The 23,084-nt window shown below is 70.8% G+C and carries 15 protein-coding genes; 6 read left to right on the top strand and 9 right to left on the bottom strand.

Annotated features, from left to right (window positions below; genetic code table 11):
* Positions 1 to 181: 181 nt before the first annotated feature.
* Positions 182 to 2,800: an alpha-glucan family phosphorylase gene (gene glgP, locus LNW73_RS09255; RefSeq protein ID WP_250989602.1), complete on the top strand. Its 2,619-nt coding sequence runs from the start codon at positions 182 to 184 to the stop codon at positions 2,798 to 2,800.
* An 84-nt stretch (positions 2,801 to 2,884) separates the two neighbouring features.
* Here the strand turns inward: glgP and LNW73_RS09250 are convergent, their stop codons facing one another.
* The 6 genes from LNW73_RS09250 to glgX form a co-directional block, all read right to left on the bottom strand.
* Positions 2,885 to 4,636 carry a DEAD/DEAH box helicase gene (locus LNW73_RS09250; protein WP_374118261.1) on the bottom strand — a complete coding sequence of 584 codons (1,752 nt, stop codon included), beginning with the start codon at positions 4,634 to 4,636 and terminating at the stop codon, positions 2,885 to 2,887.
* On the bottom strand, positions 4,636 to 4,839 hold the full coding sequence (locus LNW73_RS09245; RefSeq protein ID WP_250977822.1) for a cold-shock protein: 204 nt from the start codon (positions 4,837 to 4,839) through the stop codon (positions 4,636 to 4,638). The genes LNW73_RS09250 and LNW73_RS09245 overlap by 1 nt, the downstream gene beginning before the upstream one ends.
* 331 nt (positions 4,840 to 5,170) lie before the next feature.
* A complete protein-coding gene (locus tag LNW73_RS09240; RefSeq protein ID WP_250989600.1) occupies positions 5,171 to 7,450 on the bottom strand; it encodes a M4 family metallopeptidase in 2,280 nt (759 codons plus the stop codon).
* 328 nt (positions 7,451 to 7,778) lie between these two features.
* Positions 7,779 to 11,381 (bottom strand): ABC transporter transmembrane domain-containing protein, encoded by a 3,603-nt coding sequence (locus LNW73_RS36650; RefSeq protein WP_374118259.1) that lies wholly within the window; start codon positions 11,379 to 11,381, stop codon positions 7,779 to 7,781.
* A 101-nt stretch (positions 11,382 to 11,482) separates the two neighbouring features.
* Positions 11,483 to 12,796 carry an MFS transporter gene (locus tag LNW73_RS09225; protein ID WP_374118059.1) on the bottom strand — a complete coding sequence of 438 codons (1,314 nt, stop codon included), beginning with the start codon at positions 12,794 to 12,796 and terminating at the stop codon, positions 11,483 to 11,485.
* Between the two features lie 44 nt (positions 12,797 to 12,840).
* A complete protein-coding gene (gene glgX, locus LNW73_RS09220) occupies positions 12,841 to 15,228 on the bottom strand; it encodes a glycogen debranching protein GlgX (RefSeq protein WP_285390857.1) in 2,388 nt (795 codons plus the stop codon).
* A gap of 231 nt (positions 15,229 to 15,459) precedes the next feature.
* Between glgX and LNW73_RS09215 the strand changes: the two genes are divergently transcribed.
* From LNW73_RS09215 to LNW73_RS09200, 4 genes are all read left to right on the top strand, one after another.
* Positions 15,460 to 16,728 carry a L,D-transpeptidase gene (locus LNW73_RS09215; protein WP_250989596.1) on the top strand — a complete coding sequence of 423 codons (1,269 nt, stop codon included), beginning with the start codon at positions 15,460 to 15,462 and terminating at the stop codon, positions 16,726 to 16,728.
* A gap of 318 nt (positions 16,729 to 17,046) precedes the next feature.
* Positions 17,047 to 18,327: a L,D-transpeptidase gene (locus LNW73_RS09210; RefSeq protein WP_374118058.1), complete on the top strand. Its 1,281-nt coding sequence runs from the start codon at positions 17,047 to 17,049 to the stop codon at positions 18,325 to 18,327.
* 79 nt (positions 18,328 to 18,406) lie between these two features.
* Positions 18,407 to 19,174, top strand: a complete 768-nt coding sequence (locus tag LNW73_RS09205) for an enoyl-CoA hydratase/isomerase family protein (protein WP_250989595.1) — start codon at positions 18,407 to 18,409, stop codon at positions 19,172 to 19,174.
* A 317-nt stretch (positions 19,175 to 19,491) separates the two neighbouring features.
* A complete protein-coding gene (locus tag LNW73_RS09200) occupies positions 19,492 to 19,986 on the top strand; it encodes an ATP-binding protein (protein WP_250977829.1) in 495 nt (164 codons plus the stop codon).
* A 304-nt stretch (positions 19,987 to 20,290) separates the two neighbouring features.
* Here LNW73_RS09200 and LNW73_RS09195 read toward each other — a convergent pair whose 3' ends face one another.
* Positions 20,291 to 20,770 carry an acyl-CoA thioesterase gene (locus LNW73_RS09195; protein WP_250989594.1) on the bottom strand — a complete coding sequence of 160 codons (480 nt, stop codon included), beginning with the start codon at positions 20,768 to 20,770 and terminating at the stop codon, positions 20,291 to 20,293.
* A gap of 3 nt (positions 20,771 to 20,773) precedes the next feature.
* Positions 20,774 to 21,418 carry a TetR/AcrR family transcriptional regulator gene (locus LNW73_RS09190; RefSeq protein WP_250989593.1) on the bottom strand — a complete coding sequence of 215 codons (645 nt, stop codon included), beginning with the start codon at positions 21,416 to 21,418 and terminating at the stop codon, positions 20,774 to 20,776.
* Positions 21,419 to 21,524: 106 nt separating this feature from the next.
* Here LNW73_RS09190 and LNW73_RS09185 point away from each other — a divergent pair, with 106 nt between their 5' ends.
* Positions 21,525 to 21,737, top strand: a complete 213-nt coding sequence (locus LNW73_RS09185) for an EF-hand domain-containing protein (protein ID WP_250977832.1) — start codon at positions 21,525 to 21,527, stop codon at positions 21,735 to 21,737.
* A gap of 74 nt (positions 21,738 to 21,811) precedes the next feature.
* On the opposite strand, the gene LNW73_RS09180 is transcribed toward LNW73_RS09185, so the two are convergent.
* Positions 21,812 to 23,071 carry an ATP-grasp domain-containing protein gene (locus tag LNW73_RS09180; protein ID WP_250989592.1) on the bottom strand — a complete coding sequence of 420 codons (1,260 nt, stop codon included), beginning with the start codon at positions 23,069 to 23,071 and terminating at the stop codon, positions 21,812 to 21,814.
* Positions 23,072 to 23,084 lie beyond the last annotated feature (13 nt).

Genomic DNA, 23,084 nt, shown 5'->3' with positions numbered 1-23,084 from the left:
GCGGGATCGGTCGCGGCGGCGGCCGGCCCACCGGGCCTTGCGCCGCCCGCTGCCCACCCCGCGCCGCCCCGCGCGGTGACGCGCCGCCCGAATGCCCCGGCGCACGTCCGTTCGGGCGTTTGAACGACAGGATCGTGGATAGCGGACGGATCGCGGGGCGGTACCCGGCTACCGTCGTAGCGTGAAGGCAATCCGTCGTTTCACCGTGCGAACTGTCCTGCCGGAACCGCTGCGTCCGCTCGGCGAACTGGCACAGAATCTGCGCTGGTCCTGGCACCCGGAGTCCCGGGAGCTGTTCCAGACCGTCGACGAGGAGGGCTGGCGGGCCGCTGCCGGAGACCCGGTACGGCTGCTCGGCGCCGTCTCCAGGGAACGGCTCGAGGCCCTCGCCCAGGACCGCAGATTCCTGCGCCGTCTCTCCTCCGCCGCCGAGGACCTGACCGACTACCTCACCAATCCGCGCTGGTACCAGGGGCAGTCCTCCGAACTCCCCGCCGCCATCGCCTATTTCTCGCCCGAGTTCGGGATCACCGCGGCGCTGCCCCAGTACTCGGGCGGCCTCGGCATCCTGGCTGGGGACCACCTCAAGGCCGCCAGCGACCTCGGCGTGCCGCTGATCGGCGTCGGACTGCTCTACCGGCACGGCTACTTCCGCCAGAGCCTGTCCCGCGAGGGCTGGCAGCAGGAGCACTACCCGGTCCTCGACCCCAACGAGCTGCCGCTGAGCCTGCTGCGCGAGCGGGACGGCACCCCCGCCCACGTCGTCCTCGCCCTGCCCGGCGGCCGGTCGCTGACCGCCCACATCTGGAAGGCCCAGGTGGGCCGCGTCCCGCTGCTGCTCCTCGACTCCGACGTCGAGGAGAACCACCGCACGGAACGCGATGTCACCGACCGCCTGTACGGCGGCGGCAGCGAGCACCGGCTGCTGCAGGAGATGCTGCTGGGCATCGGCGGGGTGCGCGCCGTCCGCGCGTACTGCCGGCTCACCGCGCACCCGGCCCCCGAGGTCTTCCACACCAACGAGGGCCACGCCGGATTCCTCGGCCTCGAGCGCATCCGCGAACTCGGCGGCGAAGGGCTCGGCTTCGACGCGGCCGTGGAGGCGGTACGGGCCGGCACCGTCTTCACCACCCACACGCCCGTCCCGGCCGGGATCGACCGCTTCGACCGCGAGCTGGTCGGGCAGCACCTCGGCGACGGCGGCGAACTGCCCGGTGTCGACATCCAGCGGGTGCTGGAGCTGGGCATGGAGACGTACTCCGGCGGCGACCCGAACGTCTTCAACATGGCGGTGATGGGGCTGCGGCTGGCCCAGCGCGCCAACGGCGTCTCCACCCTGCACGGCGCCGTCAGCCGGCAGATGTTCGCCGGGCTGTGGCCCGGGTTCGACGCCGACGAGGTGCCGATCGCCTCCATCACCAACGGGGTGCACGCCCCCACCTGGGTGGCCCCCGAGGTCTTCCGGCTCGGCGCCCGCCAGATCGGCGCGCAGCGCGCCGAGGACGCCCTGATGATCGGCGAGACCCAGCGCTGGGAACCCGTCGCCGAGATCCCGGACCCGGCCGTATGGGAACTGCGCCGGGTGCTGCGCGAGCAGCTGGTGGAGGACGTACGGCGCCGGGTGCGCGCCTCCTGGCGGCAGCGCGGCGCCGGCCAGGCCGAGCTGGGCTGGGTCGACGGCGTCCTGGACCCCGACGTCCTGACCATCGGCTTCGCCCGCCGGGTCCCGTCCTACAAGCGGCTCACCCTGATGCTCCGCGACCAGGACCGGCTGATGGACCTGCTGCTGCACCCCGAGCGGCCGGTCCAGATCGTCGTCGCGGGCAAGGCGCACCCGGCGGACGACGGCGGCAAGCGGCTCGTCCAGGAACTGGTCCGCTTCGCCGACGACCCGCGGGTCCGCCACCGCATCGTCTTCCTGCCCGACTACGACATGGGCATGGCCCAGCACCTCTACCCCGGCTGCGACGTCTGGCTCAACAACCCGCTGCGCCCGCTGGAGGCGTGCGGCACCTCGGGCATGAAGGCGGCCCTCAACGGCTGTCTCAACCTGTCCGTGCTCGACGGGTGGTGGGACGAGTGGTTCGACGGCAACAACGGCTGGGCCATTCCCACGGCCGATGGTTTCGCGGACGACGATCCCGACCGCCGGGACGACGTCGAGGCGGCGGCGCTCTACGACCTCGTCGAGAACCAGGTCGCCCCGCGCTTCTACGACCATGACGCGAACGGCCTGCCCGCCCGCTGGATCGAGATGGTCCGGCACACCCTGGTGACCCTGGGGCCCAAGGTGCTCGCGGGACGCATGGTGCGCGACTACGTCGGGCAGCTCTACGCCCCGGCCGCCCTCGCGCACCGAGCCATCGCGGGTGACGCCGCCCGGGAACTCGCGGCCTGGAAGGCGCGGGTCCGCGGCGACTGGCACCGGGTCACCGTCGACCATGTGGAGACCGGCTCGGTGGGCGGATCCCCCGAGCTGGGCTCCACCCTGACCCTGCGGGTCCAGGTGACCCTCGGGGACCTCGACACCGGCGACGTCGACGTCCAGGTGCTGTCCGGGCGGGTGGACGACGCCGACCGGATCTCCGACCCGGCGATCGTCTCCCTCAAACCGTCCTCCCAGCCCGACATCGAGGGGCGCCGGCTGTACGAGGGCCCGCTCACCCTCGACCGGGCCGGGCCCTTCGGCTACACCGTCCGTGTCCTGCCCACCCACCCGCTGCTCGCCGCCCCCGCGGAGCTCGGCCTCATCGCCACCCCCGCTGAATCCGAGGGTATGACGACGGGCATACTCCGCTGACCCGGCACGCATGACAACGCGACGGCCGGTACCAGGGACTCCCTGGTACCGGCCGTCGCGTTCTTCAATGCTGCTGCTGTGCGGTCAGGCCGCGCGGCGGCCGCCGCCCGCGCCGTCCTCACGACGGGCCCGACGACCCACGGCGCCACCGCGGCCCGCGGATGTGCGGCTGCCGGCGGCGGGGCGCCCGGGGGTGCCGCCACGGCCGTTGACCCCGGCGCGGCCGGAGCCGGCCGCCGCGCCCTCGGCGTCGGTACGGGGGCGTCCGCCACGGCCGCCACGGGTACTGCCGGCGCTGCGCGGCGTGCCCGTCGGAGCGGCGGTGGTGCCCGCGCCGGCAGCGGCCGCGCCGGCGGGGCGCCGGCCGCGGCCACGCGTCCCGGAGACCTTGTTCGTCTTCGGCTTGGCGGCTTCCTGGGCGGCGGCGTGCACCGGGTCGTGGATGGTGACGGCGCTACCGGACGGCTTGCGGGCACCGGTGACGCGTACCAGCTCGGGGTCGCCGGGGCGGACCCGCGCGGTGTGCGGCTTGATACCGGCCAGCGCCATCAGGCGGGCGTTCTCCCGGCGCTGCGCGGGCAGCACCAGGGTGATGACGGTGCCGGACTCACCGGCACGGGCGGTACGGCCGCCGCGGTGCAGGTAGTCCTTGTGGTCGCCGGGCGGGTCCACGTTCACGACCATGTCGAGCCCGTCGATGTGGATACCGCGGGCGGCGACGTTGGTGGCGACCAGCGCGGTGGCCTTGCCGGTACGGAACTGGTCCAGGGCACGGTTGCGCTGCGGCTGGGACTTCCCGCCGTGCAGGGCGACGGCGGTGACGCCGGCGGCCAGCAGGTGCTTGGTGAGCCGGTCGGCACCGCGCTTGGTGTCGACGAACATGATCACGCCACCCTCGCGGGCGGCGATCTCGGCGGTCACGGCGCGCTTGGTGTCGTCGTCCACGTGCAGCACGTGGTGCTCCATGGTCGTCACGGTCGCGGCCGACGGGTCGACCGAGTGCGTGACCGGGCTGTGCAGGAAGCGCTTGACCAGCCGGTCGACGTTCTTGTCCAGGGTGGCGGAGAAGAGCATCCGCTGGCCGTTCGGCTTCACCTGGTCGAGCAGCTTGGTGACCTGCGGCAGGAAGCCCATGTCGGCCATCTGGTCGGCCTCGTCCAGGACCGTGATCTCGACCCGGTCGAGCATGCAGGCCCGGCGGTCGATGAGGTCGGCGAGCCGGCCCGGAGTGGCGACGAGGATCTCGGCGCCGTTGCGCAGCGCGGCGATCTGGCGGGTGATGGACGCGCCGCCGACCACGGTCGTCTGGCGCAGCCCGAGCACCTGGGCGTAGGGCGCGAGCGCCTCGGTGACCTGGGTCGCGAGCTCACGCGTCGGCACCAGGACGAGCGCCAGCGGGTGCTTGGCCTCGGCCCGCTGCCCGGCGGTGCGGGTCAGCATCGGGAGACCGAAGGCGAGGGTCTTGCCGGAGCCGGTACGGCCACGGCCCAGCACGTCCCGGCCGGCGAGCGCGTCGGGCATCGTCGCGGCCTGGATCGGGAACGGCTCGGTGACGCCGTTGGCGTTCAGCGCGGTGACCAGCGCGGGAGAGATCGAGAGTTCGGAGAACAACTTCAAGGGGGAACCTTCCTCGTGACGGAGACGAGGGAGGTCCCTCGGCGCCAGGGGCCGTCCGGCGGATCGCGGACTGCCTCTTCGACGCCTGCGGACCGGCGTCCTGCGGTGCTCCGAAGAGCGCCGCACTTGTTTTGTTTCCGCTGCGCGCGAGGGGCCCGCACCGTGCGGTGCGGGCCCCTCGGCTGCTGTGCGCGTTAAGCGCTCAGGGGTGCCTTTGATTAAAGAGGCGTGATGTTCTCGGCCTGCGGGCCCTTCTGGCCCTGCGTGACGTCGAACTGGACCTTCTGGCCCTCAACGAGCTCACGGAAGCCCTGGGTGGCGATGTTCGAGTAGTGGGCGAAGACGTCAGCGCCGCCGCCGTCCTGCTCGATGAAGCCGAAGCCCTTTTCCGAGTTGAACCACTTAACGGTTCCGGTAGCCATGTCTGTCTCCCTAATGGGTGCAGTTAATACAGCACCCGCACTTTACGGATGCCGCGTCGCCGCGATGATCTCCCCACACCGGACATGACGCCGGTAAAACAAATGTGCGCCTGGCCGCAAGGACCGGGCGCACATGGAGTTCATGGGTACCACAACTGCAACGCAGCCAACTGTACCAGAAACGTCGCGGACGATCATCTCGAAAGCGGTCGCGCCGCATGACTTCCGTCACACAGCGCGACCGCCGTTTTCGAGCCGATCAGTCGGTCCGGAGTGCCCTCAGAGGATCCTCAGGGCGTCCGTTCCGGGTCTGCTCCGGGTCTGCTCCGGGTCAGAAGGTGAGCTTCCAGCTGTTGATGTAGCCGCTGTCGGCGCTGTACACGTCCTGCACCTTGAGCCGCCACGTGCCGTTCGCGACCTCGCTGGAGGCGTTGACGGTGTAGGTGGCGATCACGTTCGCGGCGGAGTCCGACCCACTGGAGTTCTTCAGCCGGTAGGCGGTGCCGTCGGGGGCGACCAGGTCGATGACCAGGTCACCGCGGTAGGTGTGGACGATGTTGACGCCCACCTGCAGGGTGCTCGGGGCGTTGCCGGTACGGCCGGTCACCGCGATGTTCGAGTAGACCGCCGCGCCGTGGTCCGGGATCGAGACGTCGGTGGTGTTCTCGAAGACGTTGCCGCCACCACCGGTGGGGGTGACCGTCCAGGTGAACGTGGCCGAGCCGGTGGCGTTGGTGGAGTCCTTCGCCGTGACGGTCGGGTTGTAGGTGGCCGCAGCGGTCGGCGTGCCGGAGATCAGGCCGGTGGAGGCGTTGATCGTCAGGCCGGTCGGCAGGCCGGTGGCCGAGTAGGTCAGCGCGCCGCCGTTGGTGCTGCTGGCCTGGATCTGCAGGCTGGCGGCGGTGTTCACGACGGTGCTCTGGTTGGCCGGCTTGGTGACGGTGACGCCACTGGTCGGGACGCGGGCGCCGACGCCGATGGCGGCCCAGGTGTTGGCGACCGTGTTCCACGTCGCGCTGCCGGATCCGTACAGGTCAGCGGTGGCCTGCAGGCTCTGGGTGCGGGCGGCCGCGTAGTTGGTCGTCGAGGTGAAGCGCTCGCTCAGCGCCTTGTACCAGATCTTCGAGGCGATGTCCCGGCCGAGACCGGGGACCGGCAGGTTGTCGGCGGTCGGGCTGTTGTACGTGACGCCGTTGATCACCTTCGTGCCGCTGCCCTCGGACAGCAGGTAGAAGAAGTGGTTCGCCGGGCCGGACGAGTAGTGCACGTCCAGGTTGCCGATGCCGGAGTACCAGTTGTCGGGCGACGTCCCGTCGCGCGAGGGCTTGTCCTGGTAGCGCAGCGGGGTGCCGTCGCCGTTGATGTTGATCTTCTCGCCGATGAGGTAGTCACCGACGTCGCTGCTGTTGTTGGCGTAGAACTCGACCGAGGTGCCGAAGATGTCGGACGTCGCCTCGTTCAGGCCGCCGGACTCACCGCTGTAGTTCAGACCCGCGGTGGCGGCGGTGACGCCGTGGCTCATCTCGTGGCCCGCGACGTCGAGTGCCGTCAGCGGGTCGGCGTTGTTGCTGCCGTCGCCGTACGTCATGCAGAAGCAGCCGTCGTCCCAGAAGGCGTTGACGTAGGAGTTGCCGTAGTGGGTGCGGGAGTACGCGCCGACACCGTCGTTGCGGATGCCGTTGCGGCCCATCACGTTCTTGTAGAAGTCCCAGGTCTCCTGGGCGCCGTAGGCCGCGTCGACGCCCGCGGTCTCGGCGTTGGACGTGGTGCCGTTGCCCCACGTGTCCGTGGTCTTCGAGAAGAGCGTGCCGGTGCCCGAGGTGCCGTGGTTGAGGTTGTACGTCTTGTGTCCGCCACGGGCGCCGTCGGTCATCGTGTAGTTCGAGCCGGACAGCGTGGTGCCGATGGTGACCTGGCCGCTGTACTCGCTGTTGCCGACGCCGGTCTCGATGCCCTGGAACTCGAAGAGCCGGGAACCGGTCTTGGCGTCGGTGATGACGTGCAGCTGGTTCGGGGTGCCGTCGTCCTGCAGTCCGCCGACGACGGACTCCCAGGCCAGGGTCGGCACACCGGTGGCCGCCCAGACGACCTTGCGCGGGGAGCCGGCCAGTGCCGGGCTCTTCGCGCCGTCCGCCTTGGCCCGGCTGATCGCGAAGGACTTCGCGGAGTCGGCGCTCGCGGTGGCCGTGGTGCTCGCCACCGTGATCTCGGCGTTGGTCGCCCGGTTGACGCTCGTGGTGGCGCCGGCCGGCGTGCTCGCGATGACCAGGTCGCCGCCCAGGACGGGCAGGCCGTCGTAGGTGCGCTGGTACCGGGTGTGCACGGTGCCGTCGGCGTCGCGCAGAACGCTGCTCGGTATGAGCCGTTCCTTGGCGCCGAGCCGCAGTTCGCCCGCGGTGCGGGCGACGTTGGCGTTGGCGTCGGCCAGCAGCGTCGCGCGCTGGGTGGCCGAGAGGGCGGCCGGCAGGCCGCCGGCACGGGGCTGGACGTGGGAAGCGCTCTGTGCGTCGGTGCCGGCTGCGGCGGTGCCCGAGGGCAGCGCTACGGCTAGCAGTGCGGCGGTGGCGGCGAGTGCGCCTGCCGCGACTGCCTTGCGGGGGGATCGTCTCACTACGGAACTCCTTCTGCGGCGGCCGCGGGGTCGGGCCGTGAACAGACGGGCAGGTGGGGTTGTGTGCTGCCCGGGTAGAGCGACGTGCGGGTGGGACGTGCGTGACCGCTGCTGCTGCACAGACCCGTGGTGCTGTTGGGGGAGTGCTGTACGGCGGCTGCGGGAAGAGTGCCACTGTTTACCGGTACATGTCATTGGGATGGCGAAAACTTGGCCGATTTCCGTCCGTTGACCGAAGAGCGGCGCCCGTTATACGGACGCCGCCGCCCCGATTCGGGAGCCGGTCCGGCCGCGGCCAGGTCAGCGGGCCCGTACCGGGTCGCCCCGGTCAGACCAGGCTGTCCCGCCAGGCCGCGTGCAGATCCGCGAACCGGCCATGGTCGGCGATCAGTTCCGAAGGGGCCCCGTCCTCGACGATCCGGCCACCCTCCATGACCAGCACCCGGTCGGCGATCTCCACCGTCGAGAGCCGGTGCGCGATGATCACCGCGGTCCGGCCGCGCAGCACCGTGTCCATCGCCTGCTGCACCGCCCGTTCACCCGGAACGTCCAGCGAGGACGTCGCCTCGTCCAGGATGAGGACGGCGGGATCGGCGAGCAGCGCCCGCGCGAACGCCACCAACTGCCGCTGGCCGGCCGAGATCCGGCCGCCGCGCTTGCGGACGTCCGTGTCGTAGCCGTCCGGCAGCGCGGAGATGAAGTCATGTGCTCCGATCGCTTTCGCGGCCCGCTCGACCTCCTCGCGTCCGGCATCGGGTCTGCCGATCGCGATGTTCTCAGCGACCGTCCCGGAGAACAAGAAGGCCTCCTGGGTCACCATCACGACCCCGCGGCGCAGCTCCGGCAGCGCGAGTTCCCGCAACGGGACGCCGTCCAGCGTGATCCGGCCGTCCGTCGGGTCGTAGAAGCGGGCCAGCAGCTTGGCGAGGGTGGACTTGCCGGCGCCGGTCGCCCCGACCACCGCCACCGTCTGCCCGGCCGGAATCCGCAGATCGAAGACCGGCAGGATCTCGCCGCCGGTGCGGTAGGCGAAGCGGACGCCGTCGAAGAGCACCTCGCGGCCCGGCAGTTCGCCGCCGCGGCCGGGCAGCTCCCGGGGCTCCGCGGGCTCGGGCACCGAGGGGCGCTGCGCCAGCAGGCCGGCGATCTTCTCCAGCGACGCGGCGGCCGACTGGTACGAGTTGAGGAACATCCCGAGCCGGTCGATGGGGTCGTACAGCCGCCGCAGGTACAGCACGAACGCGGCCAGCACGCCCAGCGCCAGACCGCCGCCCGCCACCCGGTACGCGCCCCACACCACGATTCCGGCGATCGCCGTGTTGGCCATCAGCCGGGATCCGACGACATAGCGCGCCATCTCCAGGATCGCGTCCCCGTTGATCCGCTCATGGGTGCCGTTGAGCTCGGCGAAGTCCGCCTCGTTCGGCTTCTCGCGGCGGAACGCCTGGACCGGCCGGATGCCGTTCATCGTCTCGGTGAACTTCACGATCACCGCGGCGATGGCCGTGGACCGCTTGCGGTAGACGACCATCGAGCGCTTCTGGAAGGACCGGATCATCAGATACAGCGGGCCGCAGGAGAACAGCGCCGCCAGCCCCAGCTTCCAGTCCAGCCAGAGCAGGATCACCGAGATGTAGACGGACGACAGGATGACGCCCAGCAGCTCCTCCAGGCCCTCGGTCAGCAGCTCGCGCAGCGATTCGACGTCCGAGGTGGCGCGGGCGATCAGCCGGCCCGAGGTGTAGCGCTCGTGGAAGTCCAGGCTGAGCGCCTGCGCGTGCCGGAAGATCCGGCCGCGCAGATCGATCAGCACGTCCTGGCTCACCCGGGCCGCGACCCGGATGAACGCCCGCTGCAGCAGACCTGAGGCCAGCGCGCAGCCCAGATAGACGCAGGCGAGCAGGATCAGCGGGCCGTGCCGGCCGTCGCGCAGCGCCGGGATCGCCCGGTCGATGGCGTACGCCACCAGCAGCGGCCCGGCCTGTACGGCGGCCTGCTGCACCAGCAGCAGCACCGTCGCCGTCCGGACCCGGCGGGTGTGCGGCGTCAGCAGCGACTTCAGCAGGGTGAGCTGCGCGCCCTTGGGGGAGGGGAGCACGTCCTTCGTGAACGGGTCGTCCGGGGCCGGCGGGCGGATCGGGTCGTCCACCGCGCCGGCCGGCTCCTCCCCGGAACCGGCCTGCCCGGTCTGTTCGGCCACGGAGGTCATCGGGCCACGCTCCTCTCGCTGTCGCCGGACATCAGATGGCGGTACTCCGCGCTCTCGGTGAGCAGTTCGTGATGGGTGCCGACGGCGGTGATGCGGCCCTCGGACATCAGGGCGACGCGGTCGGCGAGCATGACCGTGGACGGCCGGTGCGCCACGACGAGCGCGGTGGTCGCCGCCAGGACCTCGCGCAGCGCGGCCTCGACGAGCGCCTCGGTGTGCACGTCCAGCGCGGACAGCGGGTCGTCCAGCACCAGGAAGGCCGGACTGCCGACGACGGCGCGGGCCAGCGCGAGCCGCTGCCGCTGCCCGCCGGACAGGCTCAGGCCCTGCTCGCCGACCTGGGTGTCCAGGCCGTGCGGCAGCCGGGCGACGAAGTCGCACTGGGCGGTGTCCAGCGCCCGCAGCACGGCCGCCTCGTCGGCGCCGCCCGGTCCCGCGCCCATCGCCACGTTCTCCCGGACGGTCGCGGAGAACAGCGTCGGCTCCTCGAAGGCGACCGCGACCAGCTCGCGCAGCCGCTCCCGCGACAGCGCCGAGATGTCCGCGCCGTCGAGCGTGATCCGGCCACCGGTGGCGTCGTGCAGCCGGGGGATCAGCGCGGTGAGCGTGGTCTTGCCGCAGCCGGTGGCGCCGACCAGCGCCATCGTCTCGCCGGGGCGGATGTGCAGATCGATGCCGTGCAGCAGGTCGGGGGTGTTCTCCGGCGCGTCCGGGTAGCGGAAGCGCACGTCCTCGAACCGCACCCCGTCCAGGGCCCCGGCCGGCTGGGCGCCGAGGCCGGACGCGTCGGCCTCCACGGCGTCGATCGCCTCGAAGAACCGGTCGGCCGCCGTCGCCGACTCGTTGCTGATCGCCAGCAGGAAGCCCAGCGACTCCACCGGCCAGCGCAGCGCGAGCGCGGTGGTCAGGAACGCGACGAGGGTGCCGGCCGACAGCTCGCCGTCGGACACCTGCATGATCCCGAGGATCAGCGCCGCGCCGATGGCGACCTCGGGCAGCGTCATGATCAGCGCCCAGATGTCCGCCAGCAGCCTCGCCTTGTGCAGTTCGGTACGGCGCAGCCCGTGCGCCTTCGCGCGGAACGCCTCGGTCTGGCTGCGGTGCCGGCCGAAGGCCTTGATGATCCGCACGCCGAGCACCGACTCCTCGACCACCGTGGCCAGATCGCCGGCCTGGTCCTGCGCGGACCGGGCGGCCAGCGAGTACCGGGCCTCGAACACCGAGCAGAGGATCACCAGCGGGACGATCGGCAGCAGCAGCACCAGGCCGAGCGTCCAGGCCTGCGAGAACAGGATCGCGAAGCCCAGCACGATCGCGGCGCCGTTCACCACCAGGAACACCAGCGGGAACGCCAGGAACATCCGCAGGATCTGCAGGTCCATCGTGGCGCGCGACAGCAGCTGCCCGGAGGCCCAGCGGTCGTGGAAGGCGACGGGCAGCCGCTGCAGATGCCCGTACAGGGCGGAGCGCATCGACGCCTCGACGCTCGCCAGCGGCCGCGCCACCAGCCAGCGCCGCAGCCCGAACAGCCCGGCCTCCAGCAGGCCGAGGACCAGCAGCACACCGCCGCCGAGCCACACCCCCGACGGGTCGTGGTCCGCGACCGGGCCGTCCACCATCCACTTCAGGACGAGCGGGATCAGCAGCGCCATGCTCGACGCGAGGACGGCCGCCACCGCGGAGCCGGCCAACCGGCCGCGGATGGGGCGTACATACGGCCACAGCCGCAGCAGGGAGCGGACGGCGGATCGGGGTCCGGGGGTCGCGGGGTCAGAAGTCGCTTCAGGCATCGATTCGACGATACGGGCGACCACCGACAGCGCTCATCCGGTTTTTCCGGCCGGTTGTGCCACCCGGCGCAGATTGCGGATCGCCGGCACCGACAACAGCGACACACAGACCACCAGGGACACCACGCTGCCCGCCAGCAGCACATGCCGGGCGCCGAAGGCGGACGACGCCGGCCCGGACAGGGCCTGGCCCACCGGGAGCATCGCGACCGATCCGGCGACCTCGTAGGCGTGGATGCGGTTCAGGATCTCGCCGGGCACCTGGGTCTGCACGCTGGTCGCCCAGTTCACGCCCCAGTACGCCCACGCGGCGCCGGCGACGAAGATGCAGCCGCAGATGGCCGGGACCGGCAGGTGCAGACCGACGGACGCCGGGTACAGCGCGCTGCCGAACAGCGCGGTGGCCCCCGCCCGCAGCGGGAAGTGCGACCGGAACCGCATCGCGAGCAGCGCCCCGAGCGCGGTGCCCGCGCCCAGGCAGGAGTTGACCAGGCCGTACGCCTTCGGGCCGTGCGCCGGCAGGATCTCGCCGGCCGTGAGCGGGGTCACCGGGCCCATCACCGTCACCATGAAGACCATCCAGATCACGATGACCGTCCACATCCAGGTGCGGCCCCGGAACTCCCGCCACCCCTCGACGAGATCGGCCCGGAAGGTACTGGTCTTCGGCCCGGTGGTCTCATGGGCGACCGGCGGCAGCCGGAGCAGGAACACACAGACCGCGCTCACCCCGAAGGTGACCGCGTCCACCGCGATCACACCGCCCGCCGACGCGAACGCCACCAGCAGCCCGGCGACCGCGGGACCGGCCAGCGCCATCATCGACTCGGCGGTCCGCACCACCCCGTTGGCACCCTGCACATCCGTGGCGACCCGGGGCACCGTACTGGCCACGCCGGGCTGGAACATCGCCGCGGCGACACCGTTGACGGCGGTGATCGCGCACACCTGCCACAGCACCACGTGGTCGGCGAAGAACAGGCCGGCCAGCAGCGCCATCATGCCGAGCCGTACGAGGTCCGCGCCGATCATCAGCAGCCGGGCGTTGAACCGGTCCGCGATCACGCCGCCGAATATCACCAGTCCGGCGAAGCACCCCATGTACGACGCCATCACCAGCCCGATGGCGCCGGCCCCGTACCCGTACTGCAGCAGCCCGGCGGCCATCGCCACCGGCAGCATGGAGTCGCCGAGCATGGCGATCGAGCGCGCGGTGAAGTACAGCCGGAAGTTGGCCGACCACAGCCCAGGACCCTTGACGGGCCCGGTCGTCGGTCCGGCCACCGGCCCGGTCGGTGGATCGAGGAGGAGGGGGTTCTCGCAGGGCTGTGGCACGGAAGAGGTCACAGGGACCGAGTGTGGACTGGACCAATTCGCCGTGTCCAGGGATTTCAGTGGCTGGACGTCCGCGGGGCCGGAGGGGTGGTGGCCGGGAGGGCGCGCAGCAGCAGGAGGGAGCGTCCCGGCACCGTCACCGAACCGCCCGCCGGGTATCCGGTGCCCGGTGGCCGGGACTGGTCCTCGGCGGTGGTGTCGAGGAGGAGTTCGTAGGAGGCGGCCCAGGGGTGGCCGGGGAGGGCGAAGCGGGCGGGGCGGTGCGAGGCGTGGGCGATGATCAGGAAGCTGTCGTCGGTGATGGGGACGCCCCGGGCGTCGCGCTGCGGGATGTCGTCGCCGGAGAGGTACATGCCGATGGTGTGCGACGAGGCGAACCAGTCGTCGTCGGTCATCTCGTGGCCCGCGGCCGTGAACCAGGTGAGGTCCGGCAGCCCGCCGGGGGTCTGGGAGCGGCCGGAGAAGAAGGCGCGGCGGCGCAGCACCGGGTGGGCGCGGCGCAGCGCGATGAGACGGGCGGCCAGCGTGCTCAGCCCCCGCCAGTCGGGGTCGTCCAGCTGTGACCAGTCGATCCAGCTGATCTCGTTGTCCTGGCAGTACGCGTTGTTGTTGCCGCCCTGGGTGCGGCCCATCTCGTCACCGGCCACCAGCATCGGGACGCCGGTGGACAGCAGCAGCGTCGAGAGCAGGTTGCGCAGCTGGCGGCGGCGCAGGGTGTTGATCCCGGGGTCGGTGGTCGCGCCCTCGGCGCCGCAGTTCCAGGAGCGGTTGTCGTGGGTGCCGTCGTTGTTGTTCTCGCCGTTGGCCTCGTTGTGCTTGGACTCGTAGGAGACCAGGTCGCGCAGGGTGAAGCCGTCGTGCGCGGTGATGAAGTTGACCGAGGCGTACGGGCGCCGGCCGCCCCAGGCGTACAGGTCGCTGGAGCCGGAGAGCCGGTAGCCGAGGTCGCGTACGTCGTGCTGGGCGCCGCGCCAGAAGTCGCGCACCGCGTCCCGGTATCGGTCGTTCCACTCCGTCCACAGCGGGGGGAAGGCGCCGACCTGGTAGCCGCCCATCCCGACGTCCCACGGCTCGGCGATCAGCTTCACCCGCCGCAGGACCGGGTCCTGGGCGATGACGGCGAGGAACGGCGAGAGCATGTCGACGTCGTGCATCGAGCGGGCGAGCGCCGCGGCGAGGTCGAAGCGGAAGCCGTCGACGCCCATCTCCGTCACCCAGTAGCGCAGCGAGTCGGTGATGAGCCGCAGGACGTGCGGCTGCACGACGTGCAGGGTGTTGCCGCAGCCGGTGTAGTCGGCGTAGCGGCGCGGGTCGTCCTGCAGCCGGTAGTAGCCGCGGTTGTCGATCCCGCGCAGCGAGAGCGTCGGGCCCAGCTCACCGCCCTCGGCGGTGTGGTTGTAGACGACGTCCAGGATGACCTCGATACCGGCGGCGTGCAGCGCGCGCACCATCCGCTTGAACTCCCCGACCTGCTCACCGCGGGTGCCGCCGGCCGCGTAGCCGGAGTGCGGCGCGAAGTAGCCGATGGAGTTGTAGCCCCAGTAGTTCTTCAGCCCGGCCCGCTCCAGGTGCTCCTCGTGGGCGAACTGGTGGACGGGCAGCAGCTCGACGGCGGTGACGCCCAGCCGGGTGAGGTGCTCGATCGCGGCCGGGTGCGCCAGGCCCGCGTAGGTGCCGCGCAGCTCCTCGGGTATGCCGGGATGGCGCTTGGTGAAGCCCTTGACGTGCAGTTCGTAGATGACGGAGTCGGACCAGGGTGTCTTGGGGCGGTGGTCGTCGGACCAGTCGTCGTCATCGTGGACGACGACGCCCTTGGGCACGAGCGGGGCCGAGTCCCGGTTGTCGCGGACGGTGTCGGCGATCTGCCGCTCCGGCCAGTCGCGGACGTGCGCGTAGACCTCGGAGGGGAGCGTGAAGTCCCCGTCCACCGCACGGGCGTACGGGTCCAGCAGCAGCTTGGCGGGATTCCAGCGGGCGCCGGTCCACGGGTCCCAGCGGCCGCTGACCCGGTAGCCGTAGCGCTGGCCGGGGAGCACACCGGGCACGAAACCGTGCCAGATCTCGTGCGTCAGCTCGGTGAGCGGCGCCCGGGTCTCGGTGCCGTCCGCCTCGAAGAGGCACAGCTCGACGGATTCGGCGCCGCCCGCCCACAGCGCGAAGTTGGTGCCCGGCCGGCCGTCGGGGCCGGTGCGGAAGCGCGCGCCGAGCGGTTCCGAACTGCCGGGCCAGACCGTACGGGGCGCGCTCCCGGGCTCGGGGCCGCCTGCCGCCCCGGGGTCCGGGGAGGTCCCCGGAGCCTGCTCCTGGGCGGGCCCGGGGACGGCCGGCGGAGGGCTCGTCCGCAGGCCGTTCGGCCGGGGGACCGCCTCAACGGCCTCCATGGCCTCGTGCTCGCGTGTCTCTGACACGTGCTCGCCTCCCGCGGCTCGACAGGATCCGGCCATGCGCGTCCGCGGCCACGGTACGGCGGAACCCCACGCGTCCCACTAAAGCCCTGGCCGGGCGCGGCCCTTCCCGGCGTCCCGTGCCGGGTCGGTGCCGTCTCCTCCTACCATTCCTTCCCCTCCGGACGCGTGCCGTCACCCGTGTGATCGGTGTCGTCCCTGTTGCCGCCCATTCCCGTACACGTGGGCGGTGACACGTTTCCCCAGGGGCGCCGCTCTCGTTGACCCTGCGTGACGAATGTGGTGAGGCGCGCCCTGAGCGCCGGGGCGGGACTGGTAGGAGCGGTAGTACTCGGCGGGCTCCTCGCCGGATGCGCGGCGGGAGGCGGCGGTGACGTCGCCAGCAGTGGTGACGACGCCCGTCCCAGGGAAGTCGTCCCGAAGGTGTCGGAGGCGGTCATCAGCATCACGCCGGACGACGCGGCGCACGATGTGCTGCCCGAAGGGCAGCTGCGGGTCGGAGTGGAGAAGGGCGAGTTGACGCAGGTCAAGGTGGCCGACGCCGAGGGCGCACCGGTCGCCGGCACCCTCGCGGCGGACCACAGCGGCTGGCTGCCCACGGGCAAACTGGCGCTCTCCACGCAGTACACGGTGGACGCCTACGCGGTGGACGGCCAGGGCCGCCGGGCCGCCAAGCACGCGGTGTTCACGACGCTGGTGCCCAAGCACAAGTTCATCGGCTTCTACACACCCGAGGCCGGTTCCACCGTCGGCACCGGCATGATCATCACCGTCAACTTCAACCGGCCGGTCACCGACCGTGCGGCGGTCGAGCGGGCGATCACCGTCCACGCGAAGCCGGCGGTGGAGGTGGTCCCGCACTGGTTCGGCAGCCGGCGCCTCGACCTGCGGCCCAGGAAGCACTGGCGGGCCGGCACCGAGGTGACGATGTCGCTGCGGCTGAAGGACGTCGAGGGCGCCGACGGCATGTACGGCACGCAGTCCAAGAACGTCCGGTTCACCATCGGCCGCGACCAGACCAGCACGGTCGACGCGGACGCGCACACCATGACCGTGCGGCGCGAGGGGCAGCTGTTCAAGACGCTCCCGATCTCGGCCGGCAGCCCGGAGCACCCCACGTACCAGGGCACGATGGTGATCGCCGAGAAGTTCGCCCTCACCCGGATGAACGGCCAGACGGTCGGTTTCGGCGGGGAGTACGACATTCCGGATGTTCCGCACGCCATGCGCCTCACCCGCTCCGGAACGTTCCTGCACGGCAACTACTGGGCCGCGCCCGGGACCTTCGGCATCACCAACACCAGCCATGGCTGTGTCGGCCTGGCCGATGTGAAGGGCGGCCGCTCGACGACGCCGGCGGGCTGGCTCTTCGAGCACTCGCTCGTCGGTGACACCGTCGAGGTGATCAACTCCCACGACCGCACGGTCGCGGCGGACAACGGCATGGGCGGCTGGAACCTCAGCTGGCAGGAGTGGCGCGCGGGTTCCGCCGCGTCCCTGGACTCCGCCGCGTCCCCGGAGTCCGGCTCCAACCCCTGACGCGGCGCTCTCCGCGGCCCCTTCCGGGCCCGGTCCGCCACTGGTCCAGAACCGGTGGGGGACCGGGCCCGGAGTCCGTTCCGGAAGCGATTCCGGAGCCGGATCCGGCCTCGTGGCGGGCTCACAGCCGACTGGGACGGAATGGTGACATTCCCGTGTCACCGGGCCCACCTTGCGTGTGATTATCTGTCGTTTGCGTGAGCGGTATTACGCGCAGAAGCCCCAGCGGCTCTGCAGCGGCCACGCACAGGGGGGTCAGGGTCGGATCGGCCGGGCAGAATCGCTACCAGGGGTGCCGTAGCTGGGCATTCCGGACGCGTGGGCGGGCGGCCGTGTGAGGGGAGCAGAAAGTTGAAGCCGATACAGGCGGCGCCGGGCGCCAGGCAGACGTTGCTGGCGCTGGCGCTGGGGGCGCTGCTGTTGATGACCACCGCGTGCGGTGGCGGTGGCGGCGGCACGAACACCGGCAGCACCGGCGGCGCCGGTGGTGACAAGCCGGCCGGGGCGCAGGCCGGCACGAGCGCCGACACCAAGGCCTCGGCGGCGGTGGTCACCATCACGCCGAAGGACGGCGCGAACAACGTGGCCACGAGCGGTGCGTTGAAGGTCACGGCCGCGAGCGGCAAGCTCAGCTCCGTCATCGTCAAGGACGACAAGGGCACGGCGGTCAAGGGCGACATAGCCGCCGACGGCGCCAGCTGGGCGCCGGACGAGCACCTCGGCACCTCCACCAAGTACACGGTGGACGCGATCGCCAAGGACACCGACGGCCGCGAGTCCGCCAAGCACGCGGTGTTCACCACCATCACGCCGAAGGATTCCTTCGTCGGCTTCTACACGCCGGAGGACGGCCAGACCGTCGGCGTCGGCATGGAGGTCTCGCTCAACTTCAACCGGGCGATCACCAACAAGAAGGCCGTCGAGGCGGCCGTCCAGGTCACCGCTTCGCCGTCCGTCCCCGTCAAGGGCCACTGGTACGGCAACCAGCGTCTGGACCTGCGCCCCGAGCAGTACTGGGCGGCCGGTACCAAGGTGACGCTGAGCCTGCGGCTGGACGGCGTCGAAGGCGCCCCCGGCGTCTACGGCAAGCAGTCCAAGGACGTGAAGTTCACCGTCGGCCGCAGCCAGGTCAGCGTGGTCGACGCCGCGAAGCACACCATGACGGTCAGCCGTAACGGCGCGGTGATCCGCACCATCCCGATCAGCTCGGGCGCCCCGGCGCACACCACGTACAACGGCAAGATGGTGATGACCGAGAAGTACGACGTGACCCGGATGAACGGTGACACGGTCGGCTTCGGCGGCGAGTACGACATCAAGGACGTACCGCACGCCATCCGCCTGACCAACTCGGGCACCTTCATCCACGGCAACTACTGGGCAGCCAAGTCGATCTTCGGCAACTCCAACACCAGCCACGGCTGCGTGGGGCTGTCCGACACCCGTGGTGCCGGTGACCCGTCCACCCCGGCCGCCTGGTTCTACAACCAGTCGATCGTGGGCGACGTCGTCCAGGTGATCAACTCCAAGGACAAGACCGTGCAGTGGTACAACGGCCTCAACGGCTGGAACCTCTCCTGGAGCGAGTGGACCAGCTGACCCGCTGACCAGTCGATGTGACCTCCGTCGCCGGGCGGGCCTGTTCTTCGGGCCCGCCCGGCGAAGTAGTCTCCGGACCATGACTGTGAGCCTCGAAGTCGCCGAAGGCGTCGGCACGATCCGCATCGACCGGCCGCCGATGAACGCACTGGACATCGCCACCCAGGACCGGCTGAAGGTGGTCGCGGAGGAGGCGGGCCGGCGCGACGACGTACGTGCCGTGATCGTCTGGGGCGGGGAGAAGGTGTTCGCCGCCGGCGCGGACATCAAGGAGATGCAGGCCATGTCCTACGAGGGCATGGTCGACCGCTCGCGCGCGCTGCAGGAGTCCTTCACCGCGGTCGCCCGCATCCCCAAGCCGGTGGTCGCCGCGGTCACCGGCTACGCGCTGGGCGGCGGCTGTGAACTGGCGCTCTGCGCCGACATCCGCATCGCGGCGGAGAACGCGAAGCTGGGCCAGCCGGAGATCCTGCTCGGCCTGATCCCGGGCGCCGGCGGAACCCAGCGGCTGACGCGCCTGGTGGGTCCCTCCCGGGCCAAGGACCTGATCTTCACCGGCCGGATGGTGAAGGCCGAGGAGGCGCTGGCCATCGGCCTGGTCGACAAAGTCGTGCCGGCGGAGCAGGTCTACGCCGAGGCGCGCGCCTGGGCGGAACGCCTCGCCCGCGGCCCCGCGTACGCGCTGCGCGCGGCCAAGGAAGCGATCGACGGCGGTCTGGAGACGGACCTGGAGACCGGGCTGACCATCGAACGCGCCCTGTTCGCCGGTCTGTTCGCGACGGCCGACCGCGAGACGGGCATGCGCAGCTTCGTCGAGGACGGCCCGGGCAAGGCGAAGTTCCGTTAGTCCTCGCGCCGAGGGGCCGGCCGGGGGTCCGCCGTGGACCCCCGGCCGGCCCATCACCCCTCTTTCGAGGGCCTGTTGACGTTGGGCCGACCGGGTGGGGCGACCTTAAAAGAGCCTTAAGCGAACCTTAAGGAAACCCCGCCTCGAACGGCCCGTCGCTGATCGTCAGCGACTCATCACTGCAGGTCATCACGGCTTCCTGGGGGTGATCAATGCCCATGGCATATGCCTGAACACGCTTATGGAACCCCTCATTCCGGTCGGCCAATTCCGCCGGATCCACCCCGAACCGCCTTCCGTGCGGCCATGATGAACGCATGGCGGGCCGGGGAGCATCCGAGCAACCGCAGCGGGTGACCATCGCCGCTGCGGCGTGGCCGTCGGCGGCGGCCGACGAGGCCGCTGCCAAAGCCCTCGATCTGGTCGGAGATCCGTCGGTGGAAGAGGTCCGGCTGACCTCGCGCCCCGAATCCGCCTCGACCGCGCGCCGGCTCTCCGTCTCGGTGTTGCGCCAGTGGTCGCTTCCGCAGCTCTCCGAAACCGTCGAGTTACTGGTCTCGGAACTCGTCGGCAACGCCGTCCGGCACACCGGCGCCCGCACCTTCGGGATCCGGATGCTGCGCCGCCGCGGCTGGATCCGCGTCGAGGTCCGCGATCCCTCGCGGGCGCTGCCCTGTCTGCTGCCGGTCCGCGAGCTCGACGTCAGCGGCCGCGGCCTCTTCCTCGTCGACAAGCTCTCCGACCGCTGGGGTGTCGACCTCCAGCCACGCGGCAAGACGACGTGGTTCGAACTGCGCGTCCTGGACCGCTGAGCGCTCGCACCCCCTGGAACGCGAAGAAGCCCTCCGGTGTCGCAGTGCGACACAGGGAGGGCCACTTCGTATCGCCGCGGAGCAAGGGGGGGTGTGGTCCGCGGCGCCTTGGGAACGGCTCAGCCCGGGTCAGTGGGGGCCGTTGGCACCGACTCTGACACAGGGGGCACGGGGCAGGCAAACCAGCATATGGGACATTAGCCAATATTCTTCATCAATCCCTTGCGTATAAGGGAGTGAACTGCGCCACTTGCCTTGTAAACAGTGGATAAGCAGTGTATCGATCTTGCATTCGAACGATTCGCTATGCGGTGGAGGGTATGGACCGCGTGTCCATCAGCGGAGCCGCCGCCGCGCGCAGCTCGTCGCTCAGCGGGCTGGGGCGCAAGGTGGCCGGGTCGAGCTTGACCTGGGCGCGGCGTCCCGACGCGTGCACCACCCGCCGGTCGGCGGACAGCACACGGAAGCCGTAGACGATGCTGGTGCGCCCCAGGTGCTCGATCCAGATGTGCACGGCCCCGTCGCCCGCGCCCAGGATCGGCGCCAGGTACTCGATGCGGAACTCGCGCACCGCGAGGAAGGTGTCGTCGTACTCCGTGCGGTCGGCGGTGTACGACCAGCCCCGGTCGACCCAGTAGGCGGTGATCGCGCGCTCGACGAACAGCGCGTAGCGGGCGTTGTGGACCATTCCCAGGGCGTCGAGATCGTCGAAGTGGATCTGGACGGGGAAGATCTGTGCGGCCGGTGCCTCTGGGGTGGCCGGTGGCTGGGCGGTGGTCGTCATGTCTCAGCTCTCCGGGAGGATCGAAGGGTCGGTGCAGCAGGATCTGAGCCGTTCCAGGACGGCCCGGTGCGCCTGGGCGAGGACGGTGGCCCGGTCCATGAGCCGGGAGCGGGTGACGACGGCCTCGCCGAGCGCGTCGATCTCGAACGTCAGCTGCGCGGCGTCCACGTCCGCCCGCAGCTCGCCGAGGGTGATCGCCTCCTCGACGAGGTCCTGGATGTGCCGCACCCAGTCGACGATCGACTGCGCGACGCGGTCGTGCACCGCGCCCGGCCGGTCGTCGAACTCCGTCTGCACGGCGGCGAAGAAGCAGCCGCCGGGCAGCACGTCCCCGGCGTAGAAGGCCAGCCGTGCCTCGTGCAGCGCGAGCAGCCGCCGTACGCCGGCCGGCGCGTCCTGCGCCGGCCGCATGACGAGCGCACCCCACTGCTTGCGGGCCCGGTCGATCACGTCGAGCTGGAGCTGCTCCTTGTCCCGCCAGTGCGTGAACAGTCCGGACTTGCTCACTCCGAGCGCTCCGGACAGCCGCGCCAGCGAGAGCCCGTCCAGTCCGTCCACCGACGCGAGCGCCACGGCCGTGTCCAGCACCGCTTGCCGCGTCCGCTCTCCGCGTACGCGTCTGCCGTCGGGTCGCTCGCCGTCTGCCATGACCTCACCGTAACAGAAAGAAGACCGACCGGTCGCACTTATTGTTCGGCCTGGAAACCCCGATAATCTGAGCCCGTCAATCAGGCACAGAGAAGGGGCGGGTCACGTGGCGGACATCGAGGCAGCGAAGAGGGCTTTCGACCGGTATGACCTTGACAAGGACGGTCAGATCACCGCGGCCGAGTACAAGAAGGTCATGGCCGAGCTCGGGGACTTCTACACCACCGAGTCGGTCGCCCAGGCCGTGATCAACGCCGACGACACCGACGGTGACGGGCAGCTCTCGTGGGACGAGTTCTGGGCCAAGCTGCAGGGCTGACGCTCATGAGTGGGGCCCGGCACCATGACCGGTGCCGGGCCCCACTCGTTCCTGCCGCGCTGGTCGGTCGTCGCTCAGACGATGTCGTAGAAGCCTTCGCCGTCCATGTACCGCGCCGACAGGATGTTGTGCATGACGACGCTCTCGGTCTCGTGCACGAGGTACACGCGCATGGGGTAGGTCCAGTCGTCGATCGAGCGGTGGATCTCGTCGCCGGGGTGCACGTTCAGCGTGATGTCGTGGAAGCTCTCCAGACCGCGGAGCTCGGCCATCTTCGGGTAACCGACGAGCTTGCCGGCCGCCGGCGAGACCATGTTCACGATGCCGGCGTGCCGGGCCAGTTCGTAGCCGGCCTCCCAGCGCTCCAGGAAGCGCTCGGGGTCGACGTACGCGTCCACGGTCCAGTCCAGCTGGCTCTCGCCGATCGCGCCCTTGGCCGGCACGTGCACGTCCGCGCCGCAGATCCGGGCGGCGCTCTCGACCAGCCGCGGGCCCTGCGGCGTCAGCTTGAGCTCGGTGTGCGCGGGACCGTTGCGCACCCCCAGGGCGTCCAGGACCAGGCAGTTGTACTCGACCAGCGCGTCCTGCTCCACACCATGACGGGGCATCAGCTGGGCGCCGGCCGCCATGTCGTGCACCCCGTTGGCGCCGAGGTGGTGCATCTTCCAGATGTCCGTTACGTGGTGCTTCCCGTCCAGGCTCACGGTGTTCACGATGTACTCGCTGCCGACCAGGTACTCCTGCGCCAGCACCGCGTGGTTGTGCAGCTCCAGCGCGCTCTCGGAGCCGATCAGCGCCTCGAACGCGGCGCGCACCTGGTCCGCGTCGTCACAGAAGAAGATGCCGTCGCTTCCCGCGCTCTTCAACGGCTTCAGCACCACCCGGCCTTCAACCCCCCGGTGCCAGGCGAGCAGCGTGTCGAGGTCGGTGGCCAGGATCTGGCCGGTGCCGGGCACCCCGGCCTCCTTGACCGTCTCCATCATGCGGAACTTGTCCCGGCGGGACGGGCTCAGCGCCGTGCCGTTCGTCCGCAGGCCGAGCGCCTCGCTGAGCACGTCCGCGACCTCGACCCCGCTCTCGATGCCCGCCAGCAGACACACCGGAGCGTGCGCGGTGAGGGCCGCGACCGTTGCCGCGACATCCCCCGTGTGCACGATGTTGGCGGTGAAGTCCGAGGCCCGGAAGCTCTTCTCGTACACCGCCGGAATCGCCGGGGTGCTCTGGACGTGGATGCATGCATAGCCGCGCGCCTGGAAGAGCGGGGCAAGGGATCGTGCGCTCGAATACGCGTCGACGATGACGACCACGCGGGGAGCGGCAGGCTTGACGGTCATTCTTACCTCACCA

This window comes from Streptomyces sp. RKAG337 (assembly GCF_023701715.1).
Lineage (GTDB): Bacteria > Actinomycetota > Actinomycetes > Streptomycetales > Streptomycetaceae > Actinacidiphila.
Note: the sequence above shows the minus strand (reverse complement) of the source record. Positions and strands in the feature narration are given on the sequence as shown.